The 12,961-nt window shown below is 61.6% G+C and carries 12 protein-coding genes and 1 other RNA gene; 3 read left to right on the top strand and 10 right to left on the bottom strand.

The window, feature by feature from the left end; translation table 11 throughout:
- Positions 1 to 417: 417 nt before the first annotated feature.
- From IDM28_RS19355 to IDM28_RS19320, 8 genes are all read right to left on the bottom strand, one after another.
- Positions 418 to 1,674 (bottom strand): integrase domain-containing protein, encoded by a 1,257-nt coding sequence (locus IDM28_RS19355; RefSeq protein ID WP_188036687.1) that lies wholly within the window; start codon positions 1,672 to 1,674, stop codon positions 418 to 420.
- A 187-nt stretch (positions 1,675 to 1,861) separates the two neighbouring features.
- Positions 1,862 to 2,253: a transfer-messenger RNA gene (gene ssrA, locus IDM28_RS19350) on the bottom strand.
- A 107-nt stretch (positions 2,254 to 2,360) separates the two neighbouring features.
- Positions 2,361 to 2,654 (bottom strand): hypothetical protein, encoded by a 294-nt coding sequence (locus tag IDM28_RS19345; RefSeq protein ID WP_101322181.1) that lies wholly within the window; start codon positions 2,652 to 2,654, stop codon positions 2,361 to 2,363.
- A gap of 105 nt (positions 2,655 to 2,759) precedes the next feature.
- A complete protein-coding gene (locus tag IDM28_RS19340) occupies positions 2,760 to 3,020 on the bottom strand; it encodes a DUF3077 domain-containing protein (RefSeq protein WP_150572266.1) in 261 nt (86 codons plus the stop codon).
- The gene (locus IDM28_RS19335) at positions 3,017 to 3,289 is read right to left on the bottom strand and encodes a hypothetical protein (RefSeq protein ID WP_188036686.1); all 273 of its coding nucleotides are present in this window, start codon (positions 3,287 to 3,289) and stop codon (positions 3,017 to 3,019) included. The genes IDM28_RS19340 and IDM28_RS19335 overlap by 4 nt, the downstream gene beginning before the upstream one ends.
- A gap of 353 nt (positions 3,290 to 3,642) precedes the next feature.
- Positions 3,643 to 6,453: an FAD-binding and (Fe-S)-binding domain-containing protein gene (locus tag IDM28_RS19330; protein ID WP_188036685.1), complete on the bottom strand. Its 2,811-nt coding sequence runs from the start codon at positions 6,451 to 6,453 to the stop codon at positions 3,643 to 3,645.
- Between the two features lie 75 nt (positions 6,454 to 6,528).
- Positions 6,529 to 7,674, bottom strand: coding sequence for an FMN-dependent L-lactate dehydrogenase LldD (gene lldD / locus IDM28_RS19325; protein WP_188036684.1), 1,146 nt, complete (start codon positions 7,672 to 7,674; stop codon positions 6,529 to 6,531).
- Positions 7,675 to 7,743: 69 nt separating this feature from the next.
- Positions 7,744 to 9,414 (bottom strand): lactate permease LctP family transporter, encoded by a 1,671-nt coding sequence (locus tag IDM28_RS19320; protein ID WP_150571223.1) that lies wholly within the window; start codon positions 9,412 to 9,414, stop codon positions 7,744 to 7,746.
- A 354-nt stretch (positions 9,415 to 9,768) separates the two neighbouring features.
- Here IDM28_RS19320 and IDM28_RS19315 point away from each other — a divergent pair, with 354 nt between their 5' ends.
- Positions 9,769 to 10,536 (top strand): FCD domain-containing protein, encoded by a 768-nt coding sequence (locus IDM28_RS19315; protein WP_188036683.1) that lies wholly within the window; start codon positions 9,769 to 9,771, stop codon positions 10,534 to 10,536.
- 159 nt (positions 10,537 to 10,695) lie between these two features.
- On the opposite strand, the gene smpB is transcribed toward IDM28_RS19315, so the two are convergent.
- On the bottom strand, positions 10,696 to 11,178 hold the full coding sequence (smpB, locus tag IDM28_RS19310) for an SsrA-binding protein SmpB (protein ID WP_101322174.1): 483 nt from the start codon (positions 11,176 to 11,178) through the stop codon (positions 10,696 to 10,698).
- A 163-nt stretch (positions 11,179 to 11,341) separates the two neighbouring features.
- Between smpB and IDM28_RS19305 the strand changes: the two genes are divergently transcribed.
- Entirely contained in the window at positions 11,342 to 11,776 is a 435-nt protein-coding gene (locus IDM28_RS19305; protein WP_101323113.1) for a type II toxin-antitoxin system RatA family toxin, read from the top strand.
- 70 nt (positions 11,777 to 11,846) lie between these two features.
- On the opposite strand, the gene IDM28_RS19300 is transcribed toward IDM28_RS19305, so the two are convergent.
- Positions 11,847 to 12,377 (bottom strand): outer membrane protein assembly factor BamE, encoded by a 531-nt coding sequence (locus tag IDM28_RS19300; RefSeq protein ID WP_101322173.1) that lies wholly within the window; start codon positions 12,375 to 12,377, stop codon positions 11,847 to 11,849.
- A gap of 97 nt (positions 12,378 to 12,474) precedes the next feature.
- Here IDM28_RS19300 and fur point away from each other — a divergent pair, with 97 nt between their 5' ends.
- Positions 12,475 to 12,879, top strand: a complete 405-nt coding sequence (gene fur, locus IDM28_RS19295; RefSeq protein WP_101322172.1) for a ferric iron uptake transcriptional regulator — start codon at positions 12,475 to 12,477, stop codon at positions 12,877 to 12,879.
- Positions 12,880 to 12,961: the final 82 nt, after the last annotated feature.

Genomic DNA, 12,961 nt, shown 5'->3' with positions numbered 1-12,961 from the left:
CATCATCTGAAGTAGGCATCCATCACCGGGGAGGTGACCGGGCGAGCTGCCGGACGCGAATCGCCATTTGGGGGAGAACCACCGCAAGAGCGGCGTGACCTTCAAGGTTCGGGCCACCTGGGTTGCTGTCATCGACAGCGCTTGCACGGCCAGTTCTACGCCTGTGGATAAACCCGGTCAAGGGCCGAAATTCAGCGCTCTTGGGGACATGAAGAGCGGTTATCCATCGGTGGAATTCCGTGGTAAATCTCGGACAACGTCGTGGCTTTTAGCTCTTCAAAGTGAGGTCCATCCAAACAGGGCGGCTTTGCAGCCCTGTTTGGATGGGCCCGCGCTGACAAGCGGCTAAACGAGGCTGCTTTCCCTGAATCTTGAGCGCTCAGTTGCTGTCGCCGCCGTTATTGCGCCTGTACAGCGCTAGCGTATCGGCACCACGTTCTTGTCTCTGACTTGGCCGTACGCTGAGGCGAGCAGGCTACCGGTGGCGGCTTTCTGGATGTACTCACTCCACCAGGCCATCATCGGACGACGGCGCTCAATGTAGTCGGCGCGGTTGTAGGCGCTGCGCACCTCGTCCTTGTCGACATGCGCCAGTGCTACCTCAATGAGTTCCGGGTCCCACCCATGCTCATTCAGAATGGTGCTGGCCATCGAGCGCATGCCGTGGCTGACCAACCGATCCTGGAACCCCATGCGTTTCAACGCCATGTTGGCGGTCTGACTATTGGCATGGGTACGAGGATTTCTGTCAGCCGGAAAGACGTATTCGCGATGGCCGCTGTGAGTCTTCAATGACTCCAACAACGCGACAGCGTGATCACTCAAAGGAATGCTGTGTGGGCGGCGCTTCTTCATCCGCTCTGCTGGGATGGTCCAGACACGCCTTTCAAAGTCGATGTCTGCCCAGCGAGTGGTCGCCGCCTCGGCAGGGCGAGTCATGGTGTGCAACTGCCATTCGATCAGACAGCGGGTGGTGCGTTTGATGCTGGCGTTCGCGATCTCCAGCATGAGCTCGGGGAGCTCCTCGGGCGGAAGCGCAGCCATGTTTTCTTTCTTGGGCTTCTTGAATACTGCCCGAATGCCGGTGAGCGGGTTGGCGAAGATCAGGCCGGAGTTTACGCCGTAGGTCATGATCTCGTTTAGCCGCTGGCTAAGACGCTTGACCGTCTCCAAGCTGCCTTTCGCTTCGATTGGACGAAGCAATGCGATCACCATCGGCGCGGTGATTTTCGCAAGTGGTGTCGTTCTCAAGTCGGGGAACACGTGCAGCGTGAGCGACCGCCAAATGTCTTCGGCATAGGCCGGGGTGACCGAGTCTTTCTTGAGCTCGAACCAGGCCGTAGCCACGTTCTCGAAGGTGTGTTCCGTTTCTGCGCGCTTGGCTTCATTCAACGTATCGCGCTGCGCCTTCGGATCGATGCCTTGGGCGAGCAGCTCGCGCGCTTCGACTGCCTTCTTTCGTGCATTCGCCAGTGACAGTTCGGGATATGTCCCGAAGCCAATGTTGATGCGCTTCTTGGTCACCGGTTCGCGGTAGTTGAAATTCCACAGCAACGAGCCGTTGCTGCGTACACGGAGCTGCAAACCGTCGCCGTCAGTAAGGACGTAATCCTTGGACGCGGGTTTGACTCCCTTGAGCTGTCGATCGGAGAGGCGGAGGTTTTGAGCAGGCATGAGATTGTCCTCAAGCACTGATTCGGTATTCCAAAGATTAGCACCGGGTGAAGTGGAATACCGCCTGGAATACCCGAACGGCTGGAACTCAAAAACTCTCGAAAGACCGCAAAAGCGCTGGAAGCCGCGTATTTACTGGCTTTCAGGCACAAAAAAAGACGTCCGTGGACGTCTTTGATTGATCATTTGGTGGAGCCGGGGGGATTTGAACCCCCGTCCGCCAGTACTCCGCTGTCGGTACTACATGCGTAGCCATCTCAACTAAGTTAATCCGCAGCCGCCCGAGTGGCAGGGTGCTTTGGACGAGTTGGGTAAGTTTTAGTCGCTTTGCCCCCAACGTGCTACACGACGATCCTGTTCTGTATGACAATCACTTCGGGTTTACAGGCATCCCCTAGTGATTGCTGGAGCCGAAGCTACCAGGAGAGCGGGCTCAGCTGCTTACGCAGCGAGAGCGTAACCCTCGTAGTTTTCGTCATTGGCAACTATAGAAAGTTGCAACAGTGGATTTACGAGTTCTGTTACCAACTCGGCATGCACCTAGAGTTTCGCGACCGGCGTCGAATCCTAATCGGCCCCAACTCAGCTCTAGAGCTGAGCGTGCTTTTCAGCACGCAAGGCGGAGTATACGCCTTTATGCGGACGACGTCGACTGCGGGTGCCGTCGTCCGTTTGCTGCCTGCTGCTTAGGTCCCGCTGCCGCCAGCGGTGCCGCTGCCTTTGTCGGTTTTTTCGAGACGCTGGAGTACTTTGCTGGTGATGGTGATGCATTCTTTGGTGTCGCCGCTGGCTTGGGCAGCCTTGGCTTTGTCGACGTGCTCGGTCAGGGTTTTGTCGAGGCCTTCGGAGGTGGCGCCGGCGGTGGCCATGCTGTCGTCGATTTTCTGCAGGTTGATCGCGCAGAGGTCGTCGGCAGCAAACGCTGGCGAGGCCAGCAGTGTGGCAGCCGCGAAGAGAGCGGAAAGCGCAGTACCTTTCATGGGTGTCTCCTTCTGGAAGGCCTCTGGAAGGCGGGCCTGTAAAGATGGACTGCGCGGTTTCCGCGAGGGTTCAATGCAAATGCTGGCCTGCTGACATGGTTGTCGTTATTGGATTGCGTCGCGTAGGGCTTTGCCACTTTCTATGTCGGTGCCGAGTGCCCGAGCTAGAGCGCTCAGGTAGCGGGCGGCTTCGAGGGCGACGGGGTCGTCGTTTTTGTCGGCTTGCTGGGTGAGGTGGCGGACCATGCTCAGTAGCGCGGACAGTTCCTGAAAGGCGCGCTCGACGTGCACGCCGGGCTTGATGCGGTAGAGGTCGTGGCAGGTTTCGGTGCCGACGGTGGTCCAGCTGTCGAGGTCGTGGGTCATTGCGGCGCTCCTTCTTCAACGGTGGCGCGGTGCATGACGTGTTCGACCAGGGCGCGGGCGGTTTCCGCGGCGTGGGCGGCGTTGCTGAGCAGGTTAAGGCCGGGCTCGCCGGCGTGATGGCGGCAGTGCTCGTCGATGGTCTCGATTACACCGCGTAGCAGTTCGCTGGAATGGGCGAGCGCGTCGGGCGTGGGCAGGTCGTTGTGGAGCGAGAAGAAGGGGTTATTGAGCATTTTGAAGCGGGGTGGATCAGGGACTAATTTCTTCATGGCGTGACTCCTACGTTACACAGGAGCTACCTCCCACAATCCCTCTCACAAGATAAAGGTGGCAGCGGTACGTGGGGTGAGAGACCGGCAACATAGGAAACCCGGCCAGGCCGAAGCCTGCCCACGCACAGCTGCCATAGCGGAGCTGCGGTTGTTACCCATGGCGGGCTCTCACACCCAGATCGCCCAAAAAGACGACCCGAGGAAATTAGCCCTGATGGCCAAGATCAACAACAGCGAAACGGCGTCAGCGCCCGTAGGATAATTCCCAAGACCCCAATCCAGAAGCATTTGGTTTCAGGTTCGGAAATGTCCTACGGAAGACCCGCAACTGGACACCGCCAAACCCAAACTCAGATCACCCGCGCGCGAGTCACCCGATCCACCAGATAAACCAACCCGTGATAGTCGATCCCGCTGTTGCTCGACAGCCCGATTTCACACGTACGACTGGTCGAAATCCCCTCGCTGCAGTACTGCACCGCATCCTTCAAACTGCGCAGCGCATGGTTGTTCAGCTCCGGCGTGGTAAAGCCCTTGTCCCCGGCAAACCCACAGCAATGAATCCCCTCGGGGATCACCACCTGCTTGCTGCAACGCCGCGCCAGGTCAATCAGCGCCTGGCTTTCACCGAGGTGCTGGGTGCTGCAGGTGACGTGCACGGCCACCGGCTCCTCCTGCGGGGTGAACTCCAGCCGGTCGACCAGGAAGGTGCGAATGAAGCGCACCGGGTCGTACAGGTCGAGGCGGGTTTCGCCAAGGTCCTGCACCAGGCGCAAGGTGCACGGGCTGGTGTCGCAGTACACCGGATCGATGCCGCCGCGGGTGGCCAACAGCAGGGCGTTGATCAGCTCCTGGCGCTTGTGTTCGGCCTGCTCGGCGTAACCTTTTGACGCAAATGGCTGGCCGCAGCAGAGGCTGTCGGCGTTTTCCGGGAATACCACCTGGTAACCGGCTTTTTCCAGCAAGCGTTGGGTTTTGTCCAGCAGCGAGCTTTGTTCGCGATCGGCGTAGGCCGGGCCCATCACCCGCGACACGCAGGCGGCGAGGTACACCACGCGGGGGCGGGCGTCGTTACTGGCCGGGCCGAAGTCGATGGCGCGCAGGGGTTGCGGCATGGCGCTGGTCCACTGCGGCAGGCGGCCGTTGCTGGCTTTGCTTAATGAGGCGCTGAGACGTTCGAGGCGCGGCGCACCGAGCAGTTTGCGTGCGCCGTTGGCGGCGGCGAGGGTGAAGCGGGCGCCGCGCAGGGTGGCCTGGAAGTGTTCGGCCAGCCAGTCGGCGGTTTTGCCGTGGTCGGCGGCCTGGCCACGCAGCTTTTTCACCAGCTCGCCGGTGTTGATGCCAACCGGGCAGCGCTGGGCGCACAGGCCGGTGGCGGCGCAGGTGTCGATGCCCTGGTACTGGAAGTCGCGCAGCAGTTGGCGCACGTCTTCGCCGGAGCGCTTTTTCGCTTGAATGTCGCGCCACATGACGATGCGCTGGCGGGGGCTGAGGGTCAGGCCTTTGGACGGGCACACCGGTTCGCAGAAACCGCACTCGATGCACTTGTCGACGATTTCGTCGGCGGCGGGTAGCGGTTTGAGGTTTTTCAGGTGGATGTCCGGGTCTTCGCTGAGCACCACGTCGGGGTTGAGGATGCCGTTGGGGTCGAGCAGGCGCTTGAGCTGCCACATTAGTTGGTAGGCGTCTTTGCCCCATTCCAGCTCGACGAAGGGCGCCATGTTGCGGCCGGTGCCGTGCTCGGCCTTGAGCGAGCCGCCGAATTCGACGGCGACCAGTTGCGCGACGTCGTCCATGAAGGCCTGGTAGCGGGCGACTTCGGCGGCGTTGTTGAAGCCTTGGGTGAAGACGAAGTGCAGGTTGCCTTCCAGGGCGTGGCCAAAAATGATCGCCTCGGCGTAGCCGTGTTTGTCGAACAGCTGGATCAGGCGGTTGACGCCTTCGGCCAGGACTTCAACCGGGAAGGTGACGTCTTCGATGATTACGGTAGTCCCGGTCTGACGCACGGCGCCGACGGCGGGGAAGGTGTCTTTGCGGATTTTCCACAGCAGGTTGTACACGGTCGGATCTTCGCTGAAGTCGACCTTCTGCTCCAGCGGGAATTCGGCAATCGACGCCATGATCAGCTCGAGTTGCTCGTGCAGCAGCGTCTGGCTGGCGGCGCGGGACTCGATCAGCAGGGCGCAGGCGTTGTCCGACAGGGCGCGGACCCACACCGGCATGCCGGGTTTGCTCTGTACGGAGCGCAGGCTGCGGCGGTCGAGCAGTTCGACGGCGGACACCGGCTGGCTCTTGAGCACGGTGACGGCCTTGCAGCAGCTTTCTACGGTGGGAAAGACGATCAGCGCCGAGGCTTTGTGCGGGTGGTCAAGCACGGTGTCGTAGGTCACGGCGCTGATAAAGCCGAGGGTGCCTTCGGAGCCGACCAGCAGGTGCTGGAGGATGTCGAGCGGCTGGTCGTAGTCGATCAGGGCATTAAGCGACAGGCCGGTGGTGTTTTTCAGGCGGTATTTGTGGCGGATTCGCGCAGCCAGTTCAGTATTGGCGCGGGTCTCCTGGCCGAGTCGGGCCAGCTCGGCGAGCAGGGCGCCGTGGCTGTGCTCGAAGGCGGCGACGCTGGCTGGGTCTTCACTGTCGAGGCGGGTGCCGTCGGCCAGCACCAGGCGCAGCCCGGCGAGGGTGTGGTAGGTGTTTTGCGCGGTGCCGCAGCACATGCCGCTGGCGTTGTTGGCGACGATGCCGCCGATCTTGCAGGCGTTGATCGAGGCCGGGTCGGGGCCGATCTTGCGCCCGAACGGGGCCAGCCAGGCGTTGGCCTGGGCGCCGATGACGCCGGGTTGCAGGCGGATCTGCTCGCCCTGGCGGCGGATTTCCTTGCCGTTCCAGCTGTCGCCGAGCACGATCAACACCGAGTCGCTGAGGGCCTGGCCAGACAAGCTGGTGCCGGCGGCGCGGAAGGTCACCGGCACGCGTTCGCGCTGGGCCAGTTGCAGCAGGCCGACCACTTCGTCTTCCGATTCGACGCGCACTACCAGCTGGGGGATCAGCCGGTAAAAGCTGGCGTCGGTGCCAAAGGCCAGGGTCGAGGTCGGGTCGCTGAAGCGGCGGTTGGCGGGGATCAGGCGCTCGGCATCTCTGAGGAACGCGGCAGGCAGGCTCATGCAATCTCCTCGCGGGGCCGTCGCATCTGTGGCGCAACGTGCCCCGGGCAATCAGGCGGTGTGGGGTAGGGCGCGTCAGGCGCCCAGTTCGCGGACCAGCGAGTCGCGGCTGATTTCGCTGATCGACTTGGCGCCGGTCAGCACCATGGCCACGCGCATTTCTTTTTCGAACAGGGCCAGCAGGTTTTTCACCCCGGCTTCGCCGTGGGTGGCCAGCGCCCAGAGGAAGGCGCGGCCGATCAGCACGCTGTCGGCGCCGAGGGCGATCATGCGCACCACGTCGAGGCCGCTGCGGATGCCGGAGTCGGCGAGGATCTTGATGTCGCCTTTGACCGCATCGGCAATCGCCGGCAGGGCGCGGGCGCTGGAGAGCACGCCGTCGAGCTGGCGGCCGCCGTGGTTGGAGACGACGATGCCGTCGGCGCCGAACTTGACCGCATCACGGGCGTCGTCCGGGTCGAGGATGCCTTTGATGATCATCGGGCCGTCCCAGAATTCGCGGATCCACTCGAGGTCTTTCCACGAGATCGACGGGTCGAAGTTGTTGCCCAGCCAGCCTATATAGTCGGCAAGGCCGGTGGGGTTGCCGCGGTAGGTGGAGATGTTGCCCAGGTCGTGCGGGCGGCCCATCACGCCGACGTCCCAGGCCCACTGTGGGTGGGTCATGGCTTGCAGCACGCGGCGCATCGGGCCGTTGGCGCCGCTCATGCCGGAGTGGGCATCGCGGTAGCGCGCGCCGGGTACGGGCATGTCGACGGTGAAGATCAGGGTTTTAACGCCGGCGGCCTTGGCGCGCTCAAGGGCGTTACGCATGAAGCCGCGGTCTTTCAATACATACAGCTGGAACCACATTGGCCGGTCGATCGCCGGGGCGACTTCTTCGATCGGGCAAACCGACACGGTCGACATGGTGAAGGGGATGCCGTGCGCGGCGGCGGCGCGGGCGGCCTGCACTTCGCCGCGGCGGGCGTACATGCCGGTCAGGCCGACCGGGGCGAGGGCGACCGGCATGCTCAGGGTTTCGCCGAACAGCTGCGTCTGCAGGTTGAGTTCGGACATGTTGTTGAGCACGCGTTGGCGCAGGGCGATGCTGGCCAGGTCTTCGACGTTGCGGCGTAGGGTGTATTCGGCGTAGGCGCCACCGTCGGCGTAGTGGAACAGGAACGGTGGCAGCTTGCGCTGGGCCGCGACGCGGTAATCGGTGGAGGCAGAAATGATCATGGATGCTCGCTGCAAAGGTGGTGAGGGGTGGCTGCCGGGCGCAGTCGAGTGCGCCCGGCCCCTGTCACTTTAGTGGTGAACCAGCATGCCGGTGAGCCAGTAGGCTTGCACCAGGGTGATCACGCCGACGATGGTGGCGAAGAACAGGCTGTGCTTGACGGTGAAGCGGAACAGGTCCGATTCCTTGCCAACCAGGCCGGTCGCGGCGCAGGCCACGGCGATCGATTGTGGCGAGATCATCTTGCCGGTCACGCCGCCGCTGGTGTTGGCCGCCACCAGCAGGGTGTCGCTGACGCCGATCTGGTGCGCGGTGGTGGCTTGCAGCGAGCTGAACAGGGCATTGGACGAGGTGTCCGAGCCGGTCAGGAACACGCCCAGCCAACCGAGGAACGGCGAGAAGAACGGGAACGCAGCGCCAGTGCCGGCCAGGACCAGGGCCATGGTCGAGGACATGCCGGAGTAGTTGGTGACGAAGGCGAACGCCAGCACCATGCCGATCGACAGGATTGGCCAGCGCAGCTCCCACAGCACTTCTTTGAAAGTGGTAATACCAGTTTTGAAGTTGATCTTCAGGACCCACATCGAGATCAGTGCCGAGAGGAAGATCGCGGTGCCGGTGGCGGAGATCGGGTCGAGCTTGAACACCGCTGGCATGGCGGTTGGGGCTGCAACGATCGGCGCGGTCTTGATCACCAGCTGGTCGAGGTGCGGGATGGCGAAGTTGAAGACGAAGTTGTACATCGCGCCGCCGGGGGCGAACGCGGCCTTGAATGGCTTCAGGGTCCAGATCGTTACCAGCACGGTGAGGATCAGGAACGGCGACCAGGCCTTGAAGATTTCACCGAAGCTGTACGGGGTTGGCTGGCTGCCGCTGGACTGCACTACGGCGGCGCCGACGCTGCCCTGGGCCACGGCCATCGAGCGCTTTGGCTGCCAGACTTTGAGGAACAGGGTCAGCGAGATCAGGCTGGCCAGCGCCGAGGTGATATCGGGCAGTTCTGGGCCAATGTAGTTGGAGGTGAAGTACTGGGTCACGGCGAAGCTCAGGCCGGCGACCAGGGCGGCAGGCCAGGTTTCTTTGACGCCGCGCAGGCCGTCCATCATGAACACCAGCCAGAACGGTACGAACAGCGACAGCAGCGGCAGCTGGCGGCCGGTCATGGCGCCGATGTGGAAGGCGTCGATGCCGGTCACCTGGCCGGCGACGATGATCGGGATGCCGAGCGCGCCGAAGGCGACTGGCGCGGTGTTGGCGATCAGGCACAGGCCAGCGGCGTAGAGGGGATTGAAGCCCAGGCCGACCAGCAGGGCAGCGGTGATCGCTACGGGTGCGCCGAAGCCGGCGGCACCTTCAAGGAAGGCGCCGAAGCAGAAGCCGATCAGCAGTACTTGCAGGCGTTGGTCGTCGGTGATCGACAGCACCGAGCTGCGGATCACTTCGAACTGGCCGCTCTTGACCGTCAGTTTGTACAGGAACACCGCGGCAACGATGATCCAGGCGATTGGCCACAGGCCGTAGAGGAAGCCATAACCGGCAGCTGCCAGGGCCATGTCGACCGGCATGTTGAAGGCAAAGATGGCGACCAGAATCGACAGGCCGAGGGTGATGCTGCCGGCCACGTGGCCTTTGAGGCGGAATACGGCCAGGGCGAGGAAGAAGAATACGATCGGGATCACGGCCGCCAGCGCGGACAGGCCAAGACTGCCCAATGGGCTATAGATTTGTTGCCAGGTTTGCATGATGGGTTGGCCCCTAATTGTTGTTGGTCAGCACTGGCACTGGGTAATTGGTAAGACCAATTTACAATGTGCGGATGCTAGGTTAAAAGCGCAGCTGGGCCTGTGTCAATTTGTCTCGGCTTGTACTTTGGTGGAATGTCGATGAGTGGCTTGGGGTTGGGGTGTTTTTGGGCGTTGCGTTTGTCTTGAGGGTGCTGGGGCGCAAAGCGCCCCCGGCAATGCTCGCCAGGATCAAAGCCAGCGCGGCATGCGAATACCCAGCTTTTATTACGCAACTGATACGTGTGAGCGCAGCCTGGATAGGCCAAAATAGTAGGCCTCGCTGTGTGTGCGAGGGTTTGTGGAGAGTAAGTGATGGTTTTTGATCAGGTTCGCCAACGGCGCCTGTCCGACGACATTGTCGAGCGCCTGGAAGGGATGATCCTTGAAGGTACCTTGACCTCGGGTCAGCGCCTGCCGGCCGAGCGCGCCCTGGCCGAGCAGTTCGGCGTGTCGCGGCCATCGCTGCGCGAGGCGATCCAGAAGCTGGTAGCCAAGGGGCTGCTGGTGAGTCGCCAGGGTGGCGGCAATTATGTGGCGGCGTCGCTGGGGGCAACCTTCAGTGACCCGCTGCTGCAGCTGCTTGAACACAGCCCGGAGGCGCAGCGGGACTTGCTCGAGTTTCGCCATACGCTGGAGGCGTCGTGTGCGTTTTATGCGGCGCAGCGGGCGACCGAACCTGACCGTGAGCGGCTCAAGGCGGCGTTCGATGAGCTGCAGGATTGTTATTCACGCAAGGCCGAGGTGAGCCGGGCGGAGGAGGGCGCGGCGGATGCGCGGTTCCATCTGGCGATTGCCGAGGCGAGCCATAACGCGGTGTTGCTGCACACGATTCGTGGCTTGTTTGATTTGCTCAAGCGCAATGTGGTGACCAACATTGGCGGGATGTATCAGCAGCGTAGCGAGACGCGGGATATGTTGATTGGGCAGCATCGCGAGCTGTATCAGGCGATTGTTGAGGGTAGGGCTGAGGAGGCGCGGGAGGTGTCGAGCCGGCATATCCTGTATGTGCAGGAGGTGCTCGAAGAGGCGCAGGAGGAGGCGCATCGGGTGGCGCGGGCGGAGCGGCGGAGTGGGCGGTGATGGGGTTTGGCTTGAGATGGCTGGGGCCGCTTTGCGGCCCTTCGCGGGCAAGCCCGCTCCCACAGGTATCTGAGTGCAGCTTAGTGCCCTGTGGGAGCGGGCTTGCCCGCGAAGGGCTGCAAAGCAGCCCCAAAGCAGGCACCACAAATCAACGAGGAATCAGTCTTCCTTGCCTTTGTTGCGCACAGCCCGCTGCATCTCGCGGTTGGAATCGCGTTCGCGCTCGGTGTCGCGCTTGTCGAATTCCTTCTTGCCCTTGCCCAAGGCGATTTCGCACTTGATCAGGTGTTTGCTCCAGTACAGCGACAAGGCCACACAGGTGTAGCCCTTCTGCGCCACGGCAGCGTGCACGCGCTCAAGCTCGCGCTTGTTCAGCAGCAGTTTACGGGTGCGGATCGGGTCGGCGATGACGTGGGTGCTGGCGGCAGTCAGCGGCGCAATGTGGCAACCGAACAACCAGGCTTCACCGTCCTTGAGCAGCACGTAGCTGTCAGTCAGGTGTGCCTTACCGGCCCGCAGGCTTTTTACTTCCCAACCGGACAGGACCAGCCCGGCCTCGAACTTGTGTTCGATGAAGTAATCGTGACGCGCTTTCTTGTTCTGCGCGATGGTCCCGGTCGGATGTTTCTTTTGCTTAGCCATAGGGGCCGCATTATAGGCAGTCATGGCGTTGTCGGCTACGGGGTTTTCGGTGCGCTTGAGCCTGCCGGGTGAATCCCGGACAATGGACACACTGTGTAACCCACAGAACCTGTTTTCGGTGAGCTGCGAAGTGCTGCCGCCCAGCCTTGGAATCGATGCCTGGATGACTACCCATATTCAACGCTCTGCCCTGCTGCCGTACCCTGCCCAGGCGCTGTATGACCTGGTCAATGACGTCGCCAGCTACCCAGAATTTCTGCCGTGGTGCTCGGCCTCGACGGTGCTCGAGAGCAGCGAGACGAGCATGCGCGCCAAACTGGAAGTGGCCAAAGGCGGGCTTAGCCAGCACTTTGTTACGCGCAATGTGCTGGTGCCGGGGCAGTCGATCGAGATGAACCTTGAAGAAGGCCCGTTCAGCCAGTTGCACGGCGTGTGGGTGTTCAAGCCGCTGGGTGACAAGGCCTGCAAGATCAGCCTCGACCTGTCGTTTGATTATGCCGGGCCGATCGTGCGCGCCACCCTCGGGCCGCTGTTCAACCAGGCCGCGAATACTCTGGTCGATGCTTTCTGCCAGCGTGCCAAGCAGCTCAACGGCTGACGATTTGGCAAAGCGCAGGCACAAAAAAAGCCCGAACCTAGGTTCGGGCTTTTTCTTGGAGCCAATCTGCTTACTGCGGATTGGTATCCAGCGGAGCTGGGGTCGGCACCGGTGTTGCTTCGATGGTGTCGATTTCGCGTTGGATCGATTCTTCGGTCGAGCCGCGACGAGCTGGCTTTTCTTCTGGCTGGGTGGGTTGGCCAGGCTGAGCGTCCGGGCTGACGGTGGTATCACCGCTGCCACCGAGGATCTCTTGATCTCGGCTGACGCCAGGCATGAAGTCACCGGACAGACTGACCAGCTGATCACCTTCATTGAAGAAGATGCTCATGCGCTCTTGCTGACGTTTACCGCCACCAGGCTGCAAGCTGTAGAGATAATCCCAACGGTTGGTGTTGAAAGTATCCTGAATCAGCGGGTTGCCCATGATAAACCTTACTTGCCGGCGGGTCATTCCCGGGCGTAATTGGTCTATCATGTCCTGCGTGACGACATTGCCCTGCTGGATGTCGATTTTGTAAACCCCGGGAAACGAGCAACCGGCGAGTGCGAGCAGTCCCACTAGGGTGAGGCTGGTTAGCAAGAGCTTGGACTTTTGCATCGGTGGGCGACTTCCACTATCTTGGCTGGACAACGTAAACCCCGATCATACCCGTATTAAGAGAAGCTGCGAAGCAGCATCGGCGAGAAAGCTGACCATGGTTGAAAATAGCGAACTACGTAAAGCTGGTCTCAAGGTGACACTGCCTCGAGTTAAGATCCTTCAGATGCTCGATTCTACCGAGCAGCGACACATGAGTGCCGAGGATGTCTACAAGGCGCTGATGGAGGCTGGCGAGGACGTCGGTCTGGCCACTGTTTACCGGGTTTTGACCCAGTTCGAAGCAGCGGGCCTGGTGGTTCGTCATAACTTCGACGGCGGCCACGCGGTGTTTGAGCTGGCGGATGGCGGTCACCACGACCATATGGTCAACGTGGAGACCAGCGAAGTCATCGAGTTCTTCGATTCGGAAATCGAAAAGCGCCAGAAAGAGATCGTGGCCGAGCATGGCTTTGAGCTCGTGGACCATAATCTGGTTCTTTATGTGCGTAAGAAGCGGTAACGATTTAGATCGTTGACGGCTGGCGGGGCGATCTTTCGAGGTCGTGCCCGCCAGTTGTGTTTTTGGGGCCGCTGCGCGGCCC

Origin of the sequence: Pseudomonas sp. EZ-C24, assembly GCF_014525325.1 — a bacterium.
In the GTDB taxonomy this organism is placed as follows: domain Bacteria; phylum Pseudomonadota; class Gammaproteobacteria; order Pseudomonadales; family Pseudomonadaceae; genus Aquipseudomonas; species Aquipseudomonas shirazensis.
The sequence above is the reverse complement of the archived record's forward strand: the minus strand, read 5'-3'. Positions and strand labels throughout refer to the sequence as shown.

Coding starts and splice junctions, on each gene's coding strand:
- IDM28_RS19355 (WP_188036687.1), bottom strand. CDS start 1,674: ATGCCTGCTCAAAACCTCCGCCTCTCCGATCGACAGCTCAAGGGAGTC.
- IDM28_RS19345 (WP_101322181.1), bottom strand. CDS start 2,654: ATGAAAGGTACTGCGCTTTCCGCTCTCTTCGCGGCTGCCACACTGCTG.
- IDM28_RS19340 (WP_150572266.1), bottom strand. CDS start 3,020: ATGACCCACGACCTCGACAGCTGGACCACCGTCGGCACCGAAACCTGC.
- IDM28_RS19335 (WP_188036686.1), bottom strand. CDS start 3,289: ATGAAGAAATTAGTCCCTGATCCACCCCGCTTCAAAATGCTCAATAAC.
- IDM28_RS19330 (WP_188036685.1), bottom strand. CDS start 6,453: ATGAGCCTGCCTGCCGCGTTCCTCAGAGATGCCGAGCGCCTGATCCCC.
- lldD (WP_188036684.1), bottom strand. CDS start 7,674: ATGATCATTTCTGCCTCCACCGATTACCGCGTCGCGGCCCAGCGCAAG.
- IDM28_RS19320 (WP_150571223.1), bottom strand. CDS start 9,414: ATGCAAACCTGGCAACAAATCTATAGCCCATTGGGCAGTCTTGGCCTG.
- IDM28_RS19315 (WP_188036683.1), top strand. CDS start 9,769: ATGGTTTTTGATCAGGTTCGCCAACGGCGCCTGTCCGACGACATTGTC.
- smpB (WP_101322174.1), bottom strand. CDS start 11,178: ATGGCTAAGCAAAAGAAACATCCGACCGGGACCATCGCGCAGAACAAG.
- IDM28_RS19305 (WP_101323113.1), top strand. CDS start 11,342: ATGACTACCCATATTCAACGCTCTGCCCTGCTGCCGTACCCTGCCCAG.
- IDM28_RS19300 (WP_101322173.1), bottom strand. CDS start 12,377: ATGCAAAAGTCCAAGCTCTTGCTAACCAGCCTCACCCTAGTGGGACTG.
- fur (WP_101322172.1), top strand. CDS start 12,475: ATGGTTGAAAATAGCGAACTACGTAAAGCTGGTCTCAAGGTGACACTG.